This window comes from Pseudomonas sp. A39, assembly GCF_058145955.1.
This window is the reverse complement of the sequence record NZ_JBYVMD010000015.1, coordinates 1-17657: the sequence shown is the minus strand read 5'-3', so window position 1 is coordinate 17657 and position 17657 is coordinate 1. Positions and strand designations below refer to the sequence as shown.

Sequence of the window (17657 nt, the reverse complement as noted above, 5' to 3'; positions counted from 1 at the left end):
GTGCCACAATGGCGCCTTTGTCGTGGCAGTCGAATCAGGCGGATTTCATGAATGGCCTTGGGCGTGGGCAGGACCAGGATTGCTTTATAGAGGAGCAGGTGCGGACTGACCGTTTGCACCAGCTGTTCCGGCAATCCTTTGCCGCGATATTCGGCAGTTACCTGGCCGCTCTCATGCTCTGCTGGCTGTGCTGGGACCGGTTTGACCATCAGGTCATCCTGGTCTGGCTGGGTGCGTTGGCGGTGTCCTCGCTGTTGCGCGTGAAGATGTTCATGGAGTGGTTTCGCTGCCCCAACGCCGAACGCACGCCCGAGCGTTGGGAACGCCGTTACTGGCTGACGCTGATGCTGTCTGCCGGGATCTGGGGCGCTGGCGCCCTGGCGGTGATGCCTACCGATGACCGGCTGTCCCAGGCACTGGTGATGTTGTTCACCGTGGGCATGTCCGTCAGCGCCGTGTCCTGTTATTCGGCTTACCGCTACATGACCCTGGCCTCCCTGGCCCTGGTGTTGCTGCCGTGTACGCTGTGGCTGTTGTTCCAGCCGTCTTCCATGCAAGTCGGCGTGGCCATCGCGGTGCTGGTGTTTTCCACCTTTGTGGTCAGCGCCACGCGCAAACTCTCGGATGCCTTGGAAAAGGCCTTCCGCCTGACCCGGCAAATGGAACGTGCCCACACTATTTCCACCCGCGCAGCCCAGACCGATGAACTCACCGGCCTGATGAACCGCCGTGCGTTTTTCGAACATGCCCAGGTGCTGTACGAGCAATGCCGCCACAACCGGCAACCGCTGTGCGCGCTGATGATGGACATGGATCACTTCAAGCAAATCAACGACACCTACGGCCACCAGGCCGGTGATCAGGTGCTGCGCCAGATTGGTGGGGTGATCAGTGCGTCGTTCCGTCAGGCCGATGTGTACGGACGCTTGGGCGGCGAGGAGTTTGCGGTACTGCTGCCCAATACGTCGTTGGACACCGCGCGCACTATCGCCGAGCAGTTGGTCAAGGCGATCTCGGGCCTCGCTTCCGAGCCGGTGCATGGGTTGAGCGCCAGCCTGGGCGTTGCATCTACCCACACCCAGGACCAGGACCTGCACGGGCTGATGAACACCGCCGACAAAGCGCTGTACCGCGCCAAGGCCCAAGGCCGCAATCAGGTGGCAGTGGCGGAGTAGGGCTCAAAGCATCGCTTTGGCCAGGGCCCGCGCAACCTGATCGGCGGAGTAGGGCTTGGCGAGGAATTCGAACCCTTCGTAGCCGCTGTCGGCCAGCTCTTCGCTGTAGCCGGAGGTGAGCACCACCGGCAAGTCCGGGCGCCGTTGGCGCAGCACTTTGGCCATGGCCACGCCGGTCATGCCCGGCATCACCACGTCCGAAAAGATCCCGTCGAACGCCAGGGCATCCGCGCCGGCCAGCGTGAGTGCCTGCTCGGCATCGGTGGCCCAAGTGGTCTGGTAACCGAGGTCCTGAAGGATCTGGTTGGCAAAGCGGCCGACTTCGAGGTTGTCTTCCACGATCAGGATATGGCACTGCGCCGTATCATGGGTGGGCGACTGGCTTTCCGGAGTCGGGTCGGGCTGCGCCATCTGCTGCGCCACTTCGGGCAGGTACAGGGTGAACACGGTGCCTTCGCCAGGGCGGCTTGCGACGTCGACGTTACCCCCGGACTGCTTGGCAAACCCGAAGACCTGGGACAGCCCCAGCCCGGTGCCTTTGCCTACAGCCTTGGTGGTGAAGAAAGGCTCGAAAATGCGCTCGAAGGTATCAGAGGAAATACCTGTGCCGGTATCCGCCAGGGAAATGCTCACAAAGGGCTGGTGTGCCTCTTCATCGCCACGGATACGCGGCATCGAGTCCACATTCGCCACGCGTAAAGTCAGGGTGCCTTGCCCGTCCATCGCGTCGCGGGCATTCAGGGCGATGTTGATCAGTGCGGTCTCGAATTGGCTCGCGTCGACGCGCACGTGGCAAGGGCGCTCTGGCAACTGCACCTGCACATGGATGCGCGCACCGGTAACGCTTTCGAGCATCTCGCCGATGTTCTTGACCCGTTGGCCCGCATCGAAGACTTCCGGGTTGAGCGGTTGGCGCCGGGCGAAGGCGAGCAATTGGCTGGTGAGCTTGCTGGCGCGCTCCACCGTGTCGGACACCGCGCCCATGTAGCGCTGGCGCCGTTCCTCGGAGAGTCCGGGCTGACGCAGGAAGTCCACCGACGAACGAATGATGGTCAACAGGTTGTTGAAGTCATGGGCGACGCCGCCGGTCAATTGGCCGATGGCTTCGAGTTTCTGCGATTGGCGCAGCGCGGCTTCGGCCTGGGTGAGGGCGTTGGTGCGCTCTTGCACCCGCTGTTCCAAGGTGGCGTTGAGCTCGGTAAAGGCTGCCAGGCCTTCGCGCACAGCGACGTCGGCGCGCACCCGTTCGATATGGGCCCACGAGCGCTCGGTGACCTCGCCGACCAGTGCCAGGTCGTAGGGCGACCAGGCGCGGGCCGTTTTGTGGTGCACGGCCATCAGTGCGGTCAGGCGACCGTCCTTGATCAGCGGGAAGCACACGGTGGCGAGCGCGCCCAAGGCCTGATAGCTGGCGGCGATTTCGGGAGCGAATTCGAATCGGTTGTCCTGGACCACCAGCGGCTCGCCCGCGCGCAGGCGCTTCACTGCCAATGCGCCGAATGACGCCAGGCTGTAGTGGCCCAGGATGCTCGGCGAGCCAGGCGCCGCCCAGTTGCCGCGAATGGTGAAGCCGTCTTCATCGGCATCCATGTCGGCATACGCACAGTTGGACACCTGCAGGTGCTCGGCCAGCAGGCGCGTGGTGGTGGACATGATACTTTCGGCGTCGGTGGCATTCGCCACGGCGCTGCCGACGGCATCCAACACCGCCAGGCGGCGGTTCAGGAAGACGGTGGTGGTGGTTTCGGTGACGGTATCCAACATCCCCACCACCTGGCCCTGAGGGTCGCGGATGGGGCTGTAGCAAAAAGTGAAATACGCCTGCTCCGGCCCGTCGCCACGCTCGATCATCAGCGGGAAGTTTTCAATAAAGGTCGCATGCCCGTTGAACGCCGCGTCGGCGATTGGGCGCACCTGCTCCCAGACTTCGCGCCAGGTTTCGCTGAACGGGCGCCCCAGGGCGTCGGGTTTGTTGCCCAGGATTGGAATAAACGCATCGTTGTAAAGGGTGGTCAGGCTCGGCCCCCAGATGATGGCCTGGGGGAAGCTCGACGCAAAGCACAGCGCCGCGGTGGTCTTGAGCACATCCGGCCATTCTTCCAGCGGTCCCAGCGGCGTACTCGCCCAATCATGCAGGCGGACCCGCTCAGCCATGTCGCTGCTACTTTGCAGCCAATTCATCATCGCAAGAACACCTTGTTTGCCACAGTCTGTCGAACGCCTGAGAGGGTCAGGTCAGCAATCAACAGACCGGCATGGCCGCTGCCAAGTTCAGCGGCATTATCCATGAGATGGCAAATTGATGCCTCCTCCGTTCGGATAGATCTGTGAGCGTGTTTATTGCGCGCCGAAAACCCCTGTCCAATAAATCCCGGCATCACTTTTCGGGTCCATGGCATACGCCGCACCCAGTTCGCGAAATTGCGGGTTCATCAGGTTGGCGCAATGGCCCGGACTGGCCAGCCAGCCGTCCACCACCTTGCGCGGCGTATCCAGGCCGGCGGCGATGTTTTCGCCAATATTCTTCGCGCTATACCCGGCCAGTTCGGCACGGTCACCGGGGGTGCGTCCGTCGTGGTCGAGGTGGTCGAAGAAATTGCCGTTGGCCATGTTACGCGTGTGGCTGTTGGCGGCGTCGGCCAGGGCGTCATTCCAGGACAAGGGTGTGGTTGCGGTAAACGCCTGGGTGCCGCATTGGCGCGGTTGCGCACGCGCGGTGTTGATCAGGTTGAGCAGTTGTTTGCCTTCGGTCTGCCAATCGCCCAGGCCGCTGGTCAGCAGTGGGCGGGCAAGCACGATGCGCCAGTCCTGGCCACTGTTGCTTACGCCGATATCGACAAATTGCGGGTCCAGCACCACCCGACAGAAGCTTTCGCGCACGGCCTTCATGGCTGACTGGGCATCCTTGGGCCCGGACAGGCTGATGGCCTGCACGTTGACCATCGGGTACGCGGCCCGGGCCAGCGCTTGCTGCAAATCGCCGACGTTGGTGGCCGGCAGCACCAGCCGCGTATCGCTGGCCAGCGGTGGCAGTTCCTGGGAACCCTGGTCGCCGCAGCGTTGTACCTGGCTGCGGTATTGGTTGATCTGTTGTACTAACTGACTCTCTTCATTCGCCATCGCGCTGGCGCAGAACACCGTACTGGCGGCCAGCGTCGTGAGACCCATCATCAATGACAGAACGCGCATGGACGTTACCCTTGAGCTTGAAAGTGCCCATGATGCGCGATGTAACCCGGTCTGGTGCAACGCCTTTTTTGTTTTTTTGCCTCAATGGGTGTTCTTGGCGGTATTAAAGGCGCTGGCGCGGCGCAATGCCATCACACTGGCCAGCAGGATCAAGCCCAGCGCCACGCTGAAGGTTACATGCAGGCCATGGGCCACCGATTGCGTGAGCGCACGGGTGACATCCGGACTGGCCCACGCGAACACCGCCCCCAGCGCTGAAGCACCGAGGATCAGGCCTAGATTGCGTGACAGGTTCAGCAGGCCCGACACCGTGCCGCGATGCGCCGCCTCTATATCGCTCATCACCGCCGTGTTGTTGGCCGCCTGAAACAGGCTGTAGCCCGTCGTCAGAATGACCAGTGCGGCCAGATAGGCGATCAGTCCAGACGCCAGCGACAGCAGCAGCGCCCCACACCCCAGCACGCCCAGCCCGGCGAGTGTCATGCGCCGGCTGCCGAGGCGGTCGGTCAGGCGGCCGGCCGGGATGCCGGTGAGGGCCGCCACACAGGGCCCGACGGCCATGGCCAGGCCCATCCACTCCGGGGCCAGCCCCAGGCCCCTGGACAAATAAAAGGGCCCGACCACAAAGGTGGCCATGATCACAGCGGCCACCAAGGCACTCATGGCCAGGCTGCTGCGCAATGACGCGTCCTTCAGTAAAGACCAGACACCAGAGGCCGCACCGGCGGGTGCCTGCGCACGATCAACCGGCAAACAGCGATAAGCGAGGGCGGCGGCCAGCAGCCCCAACGGCACCCCGACCAGGAAGATCGCGCGCCAACCCCACAGGCTCAGCAATACCCCGCCCAGGCTGGGACCCATGGCAGTGCCGACGGCCGACATCGTGCCCAGCCATCCCATGACCCGGCCGGTACGTTCCCGGGTGACGGTATCGCCCACCATTGCCAGGGCCATGGCCATCATCACTGCTGCGCCGAGGCCTTGCAGGACGCGCGCGGCAACCAGACCCTCCAGCGAGGGGGCCAGCCCGCACAGCCCGCACGCCACGGCGAAGAGCAGCAAGCCGGCGAGCAATACGCGTCGACGGCCCCAGCGGTCACCCAGGCGCCCGGCGCTGACGATCACTGCCGTGATTGCCAGCAGATAGGCCAGCACCACCCACTGCACCGCGTGAAACGACGCATCAAACGCCTGCGCCAGGCTGGGCAGGCTGACATTGGCGATGCTGGTGCCGAGGGAGGCCAGCAACATGGACAGGGACAGGCTGACGAGGCTGCCGCGAGAAGAGGGGGGCATGGGTAATCCTTGAGCGAAGGCAACTGTCACAAATCTACGGCGTGGCCTACCATGGCGGAAGACGCATGGGTTGCAGTTAATACCTGCATCTGACGCCTGATAAGGAGCACCGATGGCCGATTTAAATTTGCTGGTCACCCTGGATGTATTGCTCGCCGAAGGCAGTGTGGCCGGCGCGGCCAGACGCTTGCGCCTGAGCCCCTCGGCGATGAGCCGCGCTTTGGCGCGTTTACGCGAAACCACCGGCGACCCGTTGCTGGTGCGCGCCGGTCGCGGCCTGGTGCCTACGCCGAGGGCGATGGAACTGCGCGAACAGGTCAGCCGCCTGGTGCAGGAAGCCAGTGCCGTGTTGCGGCCCGTGCACACGTTGGACATGGCTCAGGTCGAGCGCACCTTTACCCTGCGTACCAGCGAAGAGTTCGTCGAAAATGTCGGTGCGGCGTTGTTGGCACGTACGGCGCGGGAAGCACCCGGTGTGCGCCTGCGCTTCATCCATAAAACCGACAAGGACAGTGCGCTGCTGCGTGACGGCAGCGTCGACCTGGAAACCGGCGTGGTTGACCCTGCGGCCAGCCCCGAAGTGCTGACCCAGGCGCTGTTCCGTGACCGTTTGGTTGGCGTGGTACGCAGCGGCCATGCGCTCAGCCAGGGCGACGTCAGCGCCCGGCGGTATGCCGAGGGCCTGCACGTCTACGTATCACGCCGTGGCCAGGACCGTGGCCAGATCGACGACGCGCTTGAGGCCCAGGGCCTGACGCGACAGATCAGCACCATCGTCGCCGGGTTCGCCACCGCCATTGCCCTGGCCCGCAACACCGACCTGATCGCCAGCGTGCCCGAACGCTACACCTTCCATCAACGGGAAGGCCTGCATCGCTTTGAGCTGCCGGTGGCGCTGCCGACCTTCACCGTCGCGATGCTGTGGCACCCCAGGCTCGATGCCGACCTGGCCCATCGCTGGTTGCGCGGGTGTTTGCGCGAGGTGTGTGCCGAGCAGGTACAATCCGCGCTGCCTTGATGCTTAACCCCAGGAATCTGCATGTTCAGCCTTACCCGCTACACCACACCGTGCCCGGAGCCTATCAATGCTCAGATCCTGCAGATGGTGGTGGACAACCTCACCGACATCAGCAGCGTGGCGCTGCCGCCGAGTAACCTGCTGTACAACATCTACCAGTACGCGATTGGCTTTGAGGTGCATCTGTACCTGGAAGCGCTGGACGGTTCAAAGGGCATTGCCGTCGAGTTGGTCGTGGCCACCGATCCGCAAGACCCGCAGAAGGTGATGGGCTTTGTGCTGTACCTGCCGGTGAAGGAGGCTCCCGAGGCCTGCGGAATCGCTTTCATGGCGGTGCAAGTCGGCTATCGGCGCCAGGGCGTGGCTCGCGGGATGATGCGCGACGTACTGAGCCGTCATCCCCATGCGGAACTGGCCTGCTCCATAGAGAAGGTGCCAGCGTTTGAAAGCATGGGCTTTCGGGTACGTGGCGCACGTGAGACTCAAGTGCTGATGAACACGCGGGACTACGGCACCGACGGCCTGATGGGCGTGCTGGATGTGGCGGCGATCTATAGCTCGCTGGAGGTGCGGCAGATTCATACCTACCTGCTGCAAAAGCACGGCAAGCGCGCGATGGTGGATGCCGAGAAGCAGCGTGACCGCCACCTGGATCAACTGGCACGTAAGGTCCAGGCATTTATTACTCGCGGTGAACACGGCCGCGATTGACCATTGCCAGGATAGTCGCCAGCAATTCCTGCTGCGCTTCTTCTCGGCTGATCTCGCCACTGAACGCCGCCTGGGACAGCGCTTCCGCAGCGCCCAGCATCGCCCTTAAGCCAGCCTTGGACACGTGGCCGAAGGGCGATAGCGCGTCGCGACACTTATCGAGGAAGATCGCCTCGTAGTGGCGCTTGAGGGTTTCCAGCTCCGGCGAGCTGCTCAAGGCTGCAATCACCCCCGGGATTTCCCGGCCCTGCAACAACACGCACTCCACATAGGACGCGGCGATCACTCCGGCGCGATCCTCAAGGGTGGCGCTGCTGGCCTCTATGGCGTCGACAAACACTTGGTTCTGGCGCGCATCGAAATCCTCATACAACGCGACCAGCAACCCCGCACGGGTGACGAAATGGTCGTAGACCACCGGCTTGGTCACGCCCGCCAGTTCCGCCAGGCGTCCGAGCGTCAGTGCTTCGGTGCCTTCATCGCGCACCAGTTGCCAGGCCACATCGAGTAATTGACGCAGGCGTTCTTCACGGGACAGGCGCCGACGTGGGGCAGGGGATTCGCTGCTTGACATGCTTATATACCAAAAGTAACTTACTAATCGTAACTTAAGCCCAGCGTAACCCCAAAGGGAGTCCTTGTCATGCACGCACTTATCGTTGTTGCACATCACGACCCGCAATCCCTCACCCACAGCGTGGCTGCGCAGGTGGCCGCCGGGCTCACTGCCGCTGGCCACACTGTTGAAATCGCCGACCTTGCCGCCGAAGGTTTTGACCCGCGCTACACCGCCGCCGACCATGCGGTTCACCGAACCCGCGCCACGCCACCCGCCGACGTGCGGGCCGAACAGGCCCGCATCGACCGTGCCGACGCCCTCGTGCTGGCGTTCCCGATTTACTGGTGGTCATTGCCGGGCCTGCTCAAAGGCTGGATCGACCGCGTATTCATCAACGGCTGGGCCATCGAATACGGCCCCGATACGCCGGTGGTGAAAAAGCTGCGGCACCTGAACGTGCATCTGCTGGCCTTGGGCGCAGCGGATGACGATGCGTTTGATCGACACGGCTACGCCCAGGCGATGCGCACGCAGATCGACTACGGGATCTTCGATTACTGTGGCGCGCAGGTGCTGACCTCGGCGCTGTTGCTCGACTCGGAAAGCGGCGGGGCGCAGGCGCATTTGGAGAAGGCGTGGGCCGTGGGGCAGGGTTTGTTCGACGTCGAGACAGTCGCCGGTTGATTCAACCTTCGCGAATCCAGCAGACGGGCGGTGAAGAGGGGGTGGCGGGCATGGAACTTGGAACGATTGGACGATCACTCATGGTGTTCACACACACTTGAGATAAAGTTAATGACGTCAATTTCTTCTGCACCTGGAACCGCGTTCATTGCCCCCACCATCGATACGTCTTACGGAAAGCCCACGCAAGATCAAGTGAGGCAAGATCAACAAAACGATGCGAAAAAAAACCATCCCTTTCCGAACGTCTCGCCTGAACAACTGCAGACCTTGAACAGCGAGCAACTGCAGAGGCTCAACAAATTTCCCGATATGAGCTATCAAGACGTAAGGGGTGGGCATGGAACGGAATTTGCCAATGGTTTCGTCTGGTAACGGGTTTAGCTACGACAGACACTGTGCCTGCGGCAACTGGGTGCTGACGCGTTTAAAGAACTGACTACTGTCCAAACAGGTCATGTGCATCAAGCAACCGATAAGCAACCTCCGGCCGTTTTTCCATACCTTTACGGATTGCGGCCGGAATCGACAACCGAGTCTTGCGACACAAGCCTGGCAGTTTGTCGATCACAATCTGAATCCCACGCATGCTTTTGACTTCAGTGTGGCCGGGTGCGACATGTACGCGGATACCCAGTTGCAGGTACATCAAGCGCTGCATGTGTTCCAGGTCTTCCAGGCTTTGAAGGTTTTCCAGGCGCTCCAGCAGCTTCTTCTCTTCCTGGCGGGTCAGCCGCAGGATGCGTTGGTCTGCCGAGGGGGTGCCAAGCAGTTGTTCGCGCTCGCAGTCACATAACGCAGGTGGGCAGGGTTGGCGAATTGTCATGATCACTCCCTCCCCACACCGTTGCCGACAGATTAGTAGGTCAGTTGAACGCCCAGGCTACCCAGGGCATTCCAGTATTCAGGATAGGTCTTGCCCACGCAGTCGGGGTCTTGGATCTTGACCCCTGACACTTTCAAGCCCGCCAGCGCAAAGCACATGGCGATGCGGTGGTCGGCGTGGGTGTCGATCAGCGCGGTGCAGGAAGTGCCGGCCAGGGCCGGGTCGCTGGCCACCAGCAGGTCATCGCCCTCGATGGTCGCCAGGCCCGGACGGATTTCGTTCAGGCCATCATGCAGCGCCTGGACGCGGTCACATTCCTTGACGCGCAAGTTGGCCAGCTCAGTGAAGCGCACCGGGGTGTTGTTGAACGCAGCCAGCACCGCCAGGGTCGGGATAGCGTCCTGCATCTGCGAGCCAACCACCGTGGCTTGCATGTTCGGGAACTGCGCGATCACGGCCTGGGCCTTGGCGTCCGGCTGGGTGAAATCCTGCGCGGCCACGCCGATGTCGATACGGCCACCGGTCAGCACTTCTGCGGCCCACAGGTAAGTGGCGGCGGAGGCGTCAGGTTCGATCAGGTAATCATGGGCGGTGTAGCCGCCAGGGGCGACGCGCCAGGTGGTGTCGTTGACGGCTTCAACCTGGGCTCCGAAGGCACGCATGCAGTCCAGGGTCAGATCCACGTAGCCACGGGCGCCGATGTCCTTGCCGGTCAGCGCCACTTCAATCGGCGCTTCGCCGCAGGCTGCGAGCATCAGCAGGGCCGATACGTATTGGCTGGACAGGCCGCCGTCGATCTCGAAGCGCTTGGCCTTGATCTTGCCCACGCCGTGCACGGTGACCGGTGGGCAACCGGTGGGGCTGTCGACCTGGATACCGTTCTGGCCGAGGGTCTCCAGCAGCGGGCCGATTGGGCGTTTTTGCATGTAGTCATCGCCGTCGAGCACCAGGGTGCCTTCAACGGTGGCCACGGCGGCGGTGAGGAAGCGCATGGCGGTGCCGGCGTTGCCGAGGAACAGGGGCTGCGGCGGCAGTTGCAGTTTGCCTTGGCCGGTGACGACGAAGGTGGTGTCGTCGGGTTCGTCGATGGTGACGCCCATTTGGCGCAGGGCCACTGACATGTGGCGGGTGTCGTCGCTCTTGAGGGCGCCGCTGAGGCGGCTGGTGCCCTTGGCCAGGGCGGCCAGCAGCAGGGCGCGGTTGGTGATGGATTTGGAGCCGGGGGGGGCAACCTTGCCGTTGAGGGGGGCGTTGGGCGGTGTAACGGTCACGGTTTTCTGCGAACTCAAGGTACAAGGCTCCTGATTCAAGGCAAGGTGGGATGGAGTGGCCGACGGGCGGATTTGAATGATCGGGTATAGGTGTGGTGCTTGTCGAGCTTGCGATGGCGGTGGTGCGGTGTGCCTATCCGTTATTTGGGGGGGGGCGCCCCCAAATCCCCGTCGAATCCCGGCCAGCGTGTTTGACGGGGCGCTTGAGATCAATATCTACAGCACGTATCGCTTTGCCAACCAATAATCATGCAACGCCCGCGCTGCCGGTTCGATTTCACTGACGCGTTGCTGGTGTGCTTGTACGTCCAGGTCGGCGGGCAGTTCGAAGTTGTCTTGTTCGGCGCACCAGGAGATTTTTTCCAGCAGGGCGGCCTGTTCTGCCGGCAGTTCCGGCCAGTTGCCGATGGCGGCGCCGCGGATGTAGCCGAAGCACCATTCTTCGGCGAGGGTGACGTTCTGGCCCTGGTGTTCGGTTTCGTCGAAGCGGGCCTTGAAGCCTTGCGCGTCGGTGGCCAGTTGGCTGGCCAGGGTGTTGATGTGGCGCACGCACAGTTCGAGGAAGCTTTGCGCTTCGTCCATGTTGTCCCACTCGGGGTTTTGCCCGCCCCAGATCGCCGGGAACCACTCTGCCACATCCACTTGGACCGGGCTGGAGACCAGCGCGGTGAAGTAGCCGTCGAGTTCGGCCAGGTTCAGGACCGAATGGTCGTCGCCGTACTTAAGCAGGGTGTCTTCGATGAATTCGAAGTCGGCGGCGGTCAGGGGGTGGGCGTGCATGGGCATATCCTTTAAACGTCGAGCGCCGCAGGTGAGGCGGCTTAAAGCGCGAAGGATGGCGTGTGTGCAGGGTTTTATCCAGCGCTTTGCAGTGTTTTACCCGCGCGGCTGGCACAGCTTGCTCACGCAGACCGAACCGACCACGGCGAGGATGATCGCCAGCAGTGCGCCATTGGCCAAGTCGATAACGGTGCGCCCACAACATTTCATTACGTTTGCCCGTCCTGTTTTTGGCTGATGCGTCGTGGTGCACCCTTGTTATAGTTCGGGCCTCATCACTCGCCAGTCAGGGATCACTGCCATGTCCGAATACCAAGCTTTCGTCGTCGAACTCGCCGGCAACGTTGCCCATGTGCAGATCAACCGTCCGGAAAAGATCAACGCGATGAATGCGGCGTTCTGGACCGAAATCATCGACATCTTCCAATGGGTCGAAGACACCGACGCCGTACGCGCCGTGGTGCTCAGCGGTGCCGGCAAGCATTTCTCCTCCGGCATCGACCTGATGATGCTGGCTTCGGTGGCCAACGAGTTCGGCAAGGACGTGGGCCGCAACGCGCGCCTTTTGCGCCGCAAAATCCTTGAACTGCAAGCCTCGTTCAATGCCGTCGATAACTGCCGCAAGCCGGTGCTGGCGGCGATCCAGGGCTATTGCATCGGCGGTGCCATTGACCTGATCAGCGCCTGCGACATGCGCTACGCGGCTGACGGCGCGCAGTTCTCGATCAAGGAAATCGACATCGGCATGGCGGCCGACGTCGGCACCCTGCAGCGCCTGCCGCGCATCATCGGTGACGGCATGCTGCGCGAGTTGGCCTATACCGGCCGCCAGTTCGGCGCCGAGGAGGCGCGCAGCATCGGCCTGGTCAATCGCGTTTATCCCGATCAGGACAGCCTGTTGGCCGGGGTGATGGAAATCGCCCATGAAATCGCCGCCAAATCGCCGATTGCGGTCACCGGCACCAAGGCCATGATCAGCTACATGCGTGACCATACGGTCAATGACGGCTTGGAATACGTTGCCACCTGGAACTCGGCTATGTTGCAATCCAACGACCTGCGCGTGGCCATCGCGGCCCATATGAGTAAGCAGAAACCCGAATTCGTGGATTGACTGACATGACCCCAGGCTGGATTACCACAACGCTGCTGGACAACGACACCCCTGGCGGCTGGGCCGTTGCCCGCAGCCGCGACGGCTTTTTGCATGACACCAATGGTCCCTTGTTCCCCCGGGAATGGCTTAAGCGCCAGGACCTGTCGGTGTTCGCCGAACACGGCATCGGCCACCTCGACGGTGAGCCGGTGTACCTGCTGGAACTCAATAGCGCGGGTGAAGTGCCGGGCTGCAGTTGGCAAGGCCTGCGCGGCTTCATGCTGCAAGGCGATCACACCTTGTACAAAGTGCTGGGTTACGCCGCGCAGATCGGTACGTGGGCGCGCGAGCATCGGTTTTGCGGCAGTTGCGGCCAGCCCATGGTCCAAGTACCGCGCGAGCGTGCGATGTATTGCCAGGCCTGTGACCTGCGCAGCTACCCGCGGATTTCGCCGAGCATGATCGTGCTGGTGACCCGTGGCGACGAGATCCTGCTGGCGCGTTCGCCACGCTTTGTCACGGGGGTGTACAGCACGTTGGCGGGGTTTGCCGAGCCGGGTGAGTCGGCCGAAGACTGCCTGATCCGCGAGGTCCGCGAGGAAGTGCAGGTGGAGGTCAAGAATATCCAGTACATGGGCAGCCAGTGCTGGCCGTTCCCGCATTCGATGATGCTCGGCTTCCATGCCGAGTACGCCGGTGGCGACATCGTGCCCCAGGCTGACGAGATCGAGGACGCGCAGTGGTTCAACATCCACAATCTGCCGCCGCTGCCGGCGTCACGCTCGATTGCGCGTTATCTGATCGACCTCTACCTGGCCCGTCGCCTAGGCCACGCTGAACCAGTGCTGCCAGGCTAGGCGCACCGTCAGGCCGAGGACCACGGTGATGAACACCGGGCGAATGAATTTGGCGCCGCCGCTGATCGCGCTGCGTGCGCCAAAGAACGCGCCACACATCACCGACACGCCCATGGCCAGGCCGACGATCCAGTCCACCGAGCCGTTGAAGATAAACACCGACAGTGCCGCCGCGTTGCTGACGAAGTTCATGCTGCGCGCCACGCCGCTGGCCTTCACCAGGTCGATGGGGTGCAACAGCATCGTGCTGACGGTCCAGAACGCGCCGGTGCCCGGACCTGCCACGCCATCGTAGAAGCCCAGGCCGAAGCCTTGGGTGGATTGCCACTTCTTCTTGATCGGCGCGTCGGCATCCAGCGGCGCCTTGGGCGTGCCGCCGAACAACAGGTAAAGGCCGCAGCCGAACACAATCACCGGCAGCATCTTGTTCAGGGTTTCAGCCGGCAGGTAGTGGGCGACTACCGCGCCAGCGAGGGCGCCAATCAGCGTGCCGACAATGGCGTGCACCCACTGGCGCGGGTGGAACAGCTTGCGGCGGTAAAAGGTGAAGCTGGCGGTGGCCGAGCCGAAGGTGGAGCTGAGCTTGTTGGTGCCCAGTACCAAGTGCGGCGGCATGCCGGCGGTGAGCAGGGCGGGCGTGGTGAGCAAGCCCCCGCCGCCGGCGATGGCATCGATGAAACCGGCGATAAAGGCGACCGCCGCCAGGATGGCAAGGGTGGTGAGGTCTACGCTGAGTTCGAAGGGCATGGTCAGGGCTTATTGTTGGCAGGGCGCTAAGCGAAAGGCCGCCATCTTACTCGCGGGGAGTCTGCAAATCCAAATGTGGGAGGGGGCTTGCCCCCGATGGCAGTGCTCCAGCTGACTCATCTTTAGCTGGCCCACCGCTATCGGGGGCAAGCCCCCTCCCACATTTACAGAGTGTTCACCGGGTCATTTGTGTGTTCCCAGCCACTCCAGGGCCGTGCGCCAGATACAAATCCCGAGGAAATACGCCGACATCAGCGACCACAACCCAAACGTCCACGGGTTGGTGTTGGGATAGTCCACCACCATCAAGAAGCTGCACAGCAACCAGATCGTGGTCACGGCGATATTGATCGGCATGAACCGCTTGACGCGGAACGGGTGCAGGAACTTCATCGGCGTCACCGTCAGCAGCGCCAGGCCGATCACGGTGAGCAAGGTCACCCAGGCTTCCGGCTGGATGATATAGACGCACAGCGCAACCACGTTCCACGCGGCGGGGAAGCCGACGAAGTAGTTGTCTTTGCTCTTCATGTTCACGTTGCAGAAGCAGAACAGCGACGACACCAGGATCACCGACACCGTCAGCAGGTGGGTAAATTCCGGCAGGTCGATATAGCGGTAGATAAACAGTGCCGGAATAAACACGTAGGTGAGGTAATCGATCACCAGGTCGAGCACCGAGCCGTCGAAACTGGGCAGTACCGTGCTGACATTCACCCGTCGCGCCAGTGAGCCGTCGACACCGTCCACCACCAATGCCAGGCCCAGCCAGAGCAGGCAGGCCTTGGGTGAGTTTTCCAGCAGCGCCAGGGTGGCCAGGAAGGCCAATACCACACCGGTGGCGGTGAAGCCGTGGGCGCCCCAGGCTTTGAGTCTGGCTACATGCAGGGTCGATATCACGGGCGGATCTCCAAAAGGTGAAACAGGGCAGCCGACGACGTGACGCCGTCGAGTCTGGCCGGGGGATGCAGGTATCGACCGGGAAGGGGGTAAGAAGGTTCACCACCCGGCGTATCACTTAGCGTAGCAAGCGTAGGCAGTTTCGGCATCAGCCTTGGCGGAACACCAGTGCCTTTAAGCCACTTTGCGCGTCAATATCAGGAAATTCCGGCGGGTTTTGCAGCCGTTCGGCAAAGCGCAACCCAGGGGCCTCGCGTGTCACGCCGTCGATCAGGAAGTCTTCGCCAAAGGCCGGGTCGTTCATGCAGGCCAGTACCGTGCCCTGTGGCGTGAGCAGATCCGGCAGGCGACGCAGGACGCGCTGGTAGTCCTTGGTCAGCAGGAAGCTGCCTTTCTGGAACGACGGTGGGTCGATGATCACCAGGTCGTAGGGGCCGCCATGCGTGACCTTGGCCCAGGACTTGAACAGGTCGTGGCCCAGGAAGCTGACCTTGCTCAGGTCATGACCATTGAGGCGATGGTTGTCGCGGCCACGGCTCAGGGCGCCACGGGCCATGTCCAGGTTCACCACGTGGTCGGCGCCCCCTTCGATGGCCGCCACCGAAAACCCGCACGTGTAGGCGAACAGGTTGAGCACCCGCTGGCCTTTAGCCTGTTCGCGCACCCAATTGCGCCCGTAGCGCATGTCGAGGAACAGCCCGCTGTTCTGTTTTTTACCCAGGTCGATCAGGTAACGCAGCCCGCCTTCGGTGATGGTCAGCTCGTCGACGGGGCCGCCCACCAGCCATTCGGTGGTGCTTTGCGGCAGGTAGCGGTGTTGCAGGGCGACGGTGTAAGTGCCGAATCGGGTTTGCAGCAGTTGCTTCAAGGCTTGCAACTGCGCCGCTTCCGGCGCCTTGAACAACGCCACCAGCAGCACGCCTTGCAACCAGTCTACGGTCAATTGCTCCAGGCCCGGCCAGCAGCGGCCACGGCCGTGGAACAGGCGCCGGGTTTCCGCCGGTGGGGTGACCAGGGCTGTGAGCAAGTGGGCGTGCAGGGTGGCGAGTGCGTCTGGGTTCATCGTTAAACGTCGTTCGTTGAGCGGGCGGCATTTTAAACACAATTGCCGGTGCGAGGGGGCTGGATGAATGGCGCGATGCCCTGGCTTCGCTGGTGGCCAACGCCGGCCCCGCGCGGGCGCGGCAGGTCATTGACCTGCTGAGCGATGCAAATCCAAATGGGGTGTTGTCTAGAAGGTGGCGATCAGGGCCGGCCCAAACGCTTCCTTGAGAAAGCCCGGCGCGATATACCGCTCGTAATGCGCTTCGGACAGCAGGAAAAATTCCCGGTCAATCGCATCGCGCAAATCCGCCAGGCTGCGCTCACGAAATTCCGGCAGCAACGCCAGCCCATACGCATCCAGCTTGGAAATCACCCGCGCACCCCGGGCAATCAGTTGGTACGCCCAGCAATACGGCGATTGGTGCGGCACAAAACGGATCTTGCGATTTTCCAGTTGCTGGCGCAGCAGGTGCGTATCAAACACCTCGAGTTTGCTGGCCATCACCTGCACCAGCAATTGCTCCAGGCGCAGCCACACCGCTTGTTTTTCCTCGGCGTTGTAGCCATTCCACTGGATCACTTCATGGTGATAACGCTTGCAGCCCCGGCAGACCAGGTCCCCGTAAACGGTGGAGCACAGGCCGACGCAAGGTGTTTTGATGGTTTGATTGGGCATAAGAGGCAATTTGCAAAGATCTATAGCGCACCGCAACCCCTGTGGAAGGGGGCTTGCCCCCGATCGCGGTGCATCAGTCACTGAAGCTTGAACTGAACGAACATCATCGGGGGCAAGCCCCCTCCCACATGTTGGGGGCTCGTCCGTGGATCAGTCCCAGCTCAACGCGCCGCCGGTCTGGTATTCGATCACGCGGGTCTCGAAGAAGTTTTTCTCTTTCTTCAAGTCCATGATCTCGCTCATCCACGGGAACGGGTTGGTGGTGCCTGGATACTCTTCCTTCAAGCCAATCTGCGACAAGCGACGGTTAGCGATGAACTTCAAGTAGTCTTCCATCATCGCCGCATTCATCCCCAACACGCCGCGTGGCATGGTGTCGCGAGCGTATTCAATCTCCAGCTGCGTCCCTTGCAGGATCATCTGGGTCGCTTCTTCCTTCATCTCGGCATCCCACAAATGCGGGTTTTCGATTTTGATCTGGTTGATCACATCGATACCGAAGTTCAGGTGCATCGACTCGTCGCGCAGGATGTACTGGAACTGTTCCGCCACGCCGGTCATTTTGTTGCGACGGCCCATGGACAGGATCTGGGTGAAGCCGCAGTAGAAGAAGATGCCTTCCAGGACGCAGTAGTAGGCGACCAGGTTGCGCAGCAGCTCTTTATCCGTCTCGACGGTGCCGGTTTCGAACTTCGGATCGGAGATCGAACGGGTGTACTTCAGGCCCCAGGCAGCCTTTTTGGCGACCGATGGAATCTCGTGGTACATGTTGAAGATCTCGCCTTCATCCATGGCCAACGATTCGATGCAGTACTGGTAGGCGTGGGT

At 62.1% G+C, this 17657-nt stretch carries 19 protein-coding genes and 1 pseudogene; 8 read left to right on the top strand and 12 right to left on the bottom strand.

Annotated features, from left to right (window positions below; translation table 11 throughout):
• Window positions 1-8 precede the first annotated feature (8 nt).
• Complete coding sequence (locus tag AC3ZU9_RS13995) at window positions 9-1175, top strand: GGDEF domain-containing protein (protein ID WP_012723950.1); 1167 nt, start codon at window positions 9-11, stop codon at window positions 1173-1175.
• 3 nt (window positions 1176-1178) lie between these two features.
• On the opposite strand, the gene AC3ZU9_RS13990 is transcribed toward AC3ZU9_RS13995, so the two are convergent.
• The 3 genes from AC3ZU9_RS13990 to AC3ZU9_RS13980 form a co-directional block, all read right to left on the bottom strand.
• Window positions 1179-3359 carry a GAF domain-containing hybrid sensor histidine kinase/response regulator gene (locus AC3ZU9_RS13990; RefSeq protein ID WP_490090862.1) on the bottom strand — a complete coding sequence of 727 codons (2181 nt, stop codon included), beginning with the start codon at window positions 3357-3359 and terminating at the stop codon, window positions 1179-1181.
• A gap of 153 nt (window positions 3360-3512) precedes the next feature.
• A complete protein-coding gene (locus AC3ZU9_RS13985; protein ID WP_046033815.1) occupies window positions 3513-4364 on the bottom strand; it encodes a CAP domain-containing protein in 852 nt (283 codons plus the stop codon).
• An 81-nt stretch (window positions 4365-4445) separates the two neighbouring features.
• A complete protein-coding gene (locus tag AC3ZU9_RS13980) occupies window positions 4446-5660 on the bottom strand; it encodes an MFS transporter (RefSeq protein ID WP_490090861.1) in 1215 nt (404 codons plus the stop codon).
• A gap of 112 nt (window positions 5661-5772) precedes the next feature.
• On the opposite strand from AC3ZU9_RS13980, the gene AC3ZU9_RS13975 reads away from it, so the two are divergent.
• Window positions 5773-6678, top strand: a complete 906-nt coding sequence (locus AC3ZU9_RS13975) for a LysR family transcriptional regulator (protein WP_490090860.1) — start codon at window positions 5773-5775, stop codon at window positions 6676-6678.
• 21 nt (window positions 6679-6699) lie between these two features.
• Window positions 6700-7389 carry a GNAT family N-acetyltransferase gene (locus AC3ZU9_RS13970; protein WP_122810630.1) on the top strand — a complete coding sequence of 230 codons (690 nt, stop codon included), beginning with the start codon at window positions 6700-6702 and terminating at the stop codon, window positions 7387-7389.
• Here AC3ZU9_RS13970 and AC3ZU9_RS13965 read toward each other — a convergent pair.
• Entirely contained in the window at window positions 7361-7963 is a 603-nt protein-coding gene (locus tag AC3ZU9_RS13965) for a TetR/AcrR family transcriptional regulator (protein WP_012723956.1), read from the bottom strand. The genes AC3ZU9_RS13970 and AC3ZU9_RS13965 overlap by 29 nt on opposite strands.
• 69 nt (window positions 7964-8032) lie before the next feature.
• Here AC3ZU9_RS13965 and AC3ZU9_RS13960 point away from each other — a divergent pair, with 69 nt between their 5' ends.
• The gene (locus tag AC3ZU9_RS13960; protein WP_064053783.1) at window positions 8033-8632 is read left to right on the top strand and encodes an NAD(P)H-dependent oxidoreductase; all 600 of its coding nucleotides are present in this window, start codon (window positions 8033-8035) and stop codon (window positions 8630-8632) included.
• Between the two features lie 111 nt (window positions 8633-8743).
• Entirely contained in the window at window positions 8744-9007 is a 264-nt protein-coding gene (locus AC3ZU9_RS13955) for a hypothetical protein (protein ID WP_102060417.1), read from the top strand.
• 64 nt (window positions 9008-9071) lie between these two features.
• Here AC3ZU9_RS13955 and AC3ZU9_RS13950 read toward each other — a convergent pair whose 3' ends face one another.
• The 3 genes from AC3ZU9_RS13950 to AC3ZU9_RS13940 form a co-directional block, all read right to left on the bottom strand.
• Complete coding sequence (locus AC3ZU9_RS13950; RefSeq protein WP_043205271.1) at window positions 9072-9458, bottom strand: hypothetical protein; 387 nt, start codon at window positions 9456-9458, stop codon at window positions 9072-9074.
• Between the two features lie 32 nt (window positions 9459-9490).
• Window positions 9491-10747 carry a 3-phosphoshikimate 1-carboxyvinyltransferase gene (locus AC3ZU9_RS13945; protein WP_490090859.1) on the bottom strand — a complete coding sequence of 419 codons (1257 nt, stop codon included), beginning with the start codon at window positions 10745-10747 and terminating at the stop codon, window positions 9491-9493.
• 198 nt (window positions 10748-10945) lie between these two features.
• A complete protein-coding gene (locus AC3ZU9_RS13940; RefSeq protein WP_043205273.1) occupies window positions 10946-11509 on the bottom strand; it encodes a YecA/YgfB family protein in 564 nt (187 codons plus the stop codon).
• Between the two features lie 301 nt (window positions 11510-11810).
• Here AC3ZU9_RS13940 and AC3ZU9_RS13935 point away from each other — a divergent pair, with 301 nt between their 5' ends.
• Together AC3ZU9_RS13935 and nudC are read left to right on the top strand one after the other, a co-directional pair.
• Complete coding sequence (locus AC3ZU9_RS13935; protein WP_046033823.1) at window positions 11811-12623, top strand: crotonase/enoyl-CoA hydratase family protein; 813 nt, start codon at window positions 11811-11813, stop codon at window positions 12621-12623.
• A 5-nt stretch (window positions 12624-12628) separates the two neighbouring features.
• A complete protein-coding gene (gene nudC / locus AC3ZU9_RS13930) occupies window positions 12629-13462 on the top strand; it encodes an NAD(+) diphosphatase (RefSeq protein ID WP_046033824.1) in 834 nt (277 codons plus the stop codon).
• Here nudC and AC3ZU9_RS13925 read toward each other — a convergent pair.
• The 3 genes from AC3ZU9_RS13925 to AC3ZU9_RS13915 all read right to left on the bottom strand — a co-directional run bounded on the left by AC3ZU9_RS13925 (window position 13430) and on the right by AC3ZU9_RS13915 (window position 16172).
• A complete protein-coding gene (locus AC3ZU9_RS13925; protein ID WP_012723965.1) occupies window positions 13430-14209 on the bottom strand; it encodes a TSUP family transporter in 780 nt (259 codons plus the stop codon). The two genes, nudC and AC3ZU9_RS13925, sit on opposite strands and share 33 nt — an antisense overlap.
• A gap of 183 nt (window positions 14210-14392) precedes the next feature.
• The gene (gene pcsA, locus AC3ZU9_RS13920) at window positions 14393-15109 is read right to left on the bottom strand and encodes a phosphatidylcholine synthase (RefSeq protein WP_012723966.1); all 717 of its coding nucleotides are present in this window, start codon (window positions 15107-15109) and stop codon (window positions 14393-14395) included.
• 148 nt (window positions 15110-15257) lie between these two features.
• The gene (locus AC3ZU9_RS13915) at window positions 15258-16172 is read right to left on the bottom strand and encodes a class I SAM-dependent methyltransferase (RefSeq protein WP_490090858.1); all 915 of its coding nucleotides are present in this window, start codon (window positions 16170-16172) and stop codon (window positions 15258-15260) included.
• A gap of 29 nt (window positions 16173-16201) precedes the next feature.
• Here AC3ZU9_RS13915 and AC3ZU9_RS13910 point away from each other — a divergent pair.
• Window positions 16202-16315 (top strand): annotated as a pseudogene (locus AC3ZU9_RS13910) (hypothetical protein); the annotation flags it as partial.
• Window positions 16316-16340: 25 nt separating this feature from the next.
• Here the strand turns inward: AC3ZU9_RS13910 and AC3ZU9_RS13905 are convergent.
• Both AC3ZU9_RS13905 and AC3ZU9_RS13900 read right to left on the bottom strand, forming a co-directional pair.
• Entirely contained in the window at window positions 16341-16829 is a 489-nt protein-coding gene (locus AC3ZU9_RS13905; RefSeq protein ID WP_122810628.1) for a DUF1289 domain-containing protein, read from the bottom strand.
• Window positions 16830-16979: 150 nt separating this feature from the next.
• Window positions 16980-17657 (bottom strand): ribonucleotide-diphosphate reductase subunit beta (locus AC3ZU9_RS13900; protein ID WP_301072739.1); only part of this gene is annotated, 678 nt, incomplete at its 5' end.

Coding starts and splice junctions, on each gene's coding strand:
- AC3ZU9_RS13995 (WP_012723950.1), top strand. CDS start 9: ATGGCGCCTTTGTCGTGGCAGTCGAATCAGGCGGATTTCATGAATGGC.
- AC3ZU9_RS13990 (WP_490090862.1), bottom strand. CDS start 3,359: ATGATGAATTGGCTGCAAAGTAGCAGCGACATGGCTGAGCGGGTCCGC.
- AC3ZU9_RS13985 (WP_046033815.1), bottom strand. CDS start 4,364: ATGCGCGTTCTGTCATTGATGATGGGTCTCACGACGCTGGCCGCCAGT.
- AC3ZU9_RS13980 (WP_490090861.1), bottom strand. CDS start 5,660: ATGCCCCCCTCTTCTCGCGGCAGCCTCGTCAGCCTGTCCCTGTCCATG.
- AC3ZU9_RS13975 (WP_490090860.1), top strand. CDS start 5,773: ATGGCCGATTTAAATTTGCTGGTCACCCTGGATGTATTGCTCGCCGAA.
- AC3ZU9_RS13970 (WP_122810630.1), top strand. CDS start 6,700: ATGTTCAGCCTTACCCGCTACACCACACCGTGCCCGGAGCCTATCAAT.
- AC3ZU9_RS13965 (WP_012723956.1), bottom strand. CDS start 7,963: ATGTCAAGCAGCGAATCCCCTGCCCCACGTCGGCGCCTGTCCCGTGAA.
- AC3ZU9_RS13960 (WP_064053783.1), top strand. CDS start 8,033: ATGCACGCACTTATCGTTGTTGCACATCACGACCCGCAATCCCTCACC.
- AC3ZU9_RS13955 (WP_102060417.1), top strand. CDS start 8,744: ATGACGTCAATTTCTTCTGCACCTGGAACCGCGTTCATTGCCCCCACC.
- AC3ZU9_RS13950 (WP_043205271.1), bottom strand. CDS start 9,458: ATGACAATTCGCCAACCCTGCCCACCTGCGTTATGTGACTGCGAGCGC.
- AC3ZU9_RS13940 (WP_043205273.1), bottom strand. CDS start 11,509: ATGCACGCCCACCCCCTGACCGCCGCCGACTTCGAATTCATCGAAGAC.
- AC3ZU9_RS13935 (WP_046033823.1), top strand. CDS start 11,811: ATGTCCGAATACCAAGCTTTCGTCGTCGAACTCGCCGGCAACGTTGCC.
- nudC (WP_046033824.1), top strand. CDS start 12,629: ATGACCCCAGGCTGGATTACCACAACGCTGCTGGACAACGACACCCCT.
- AC3ZU9_RS13925 (WP_012723965.1), bottom strand. CDS start 14,209: ATGCCCTTCGAACTCAGCGTAGACCTCACCACCCTTGCCATCCTGGCG.
- AC3ZU9_RS13915 (WP_490090858.1), bottom strand. CDS start 16,172: ATGAACCCAGACGCACTCGCCACCCTGCACGCCCACTTGCTCACAGCC.
- AC3ZU9_RS13905 (WP_122810628.1), bottom strand. CDS start 16,829: ATGCCCAATCAAACCATCAAAACACCTTGCGTCGGCCTGTGCTCCACC.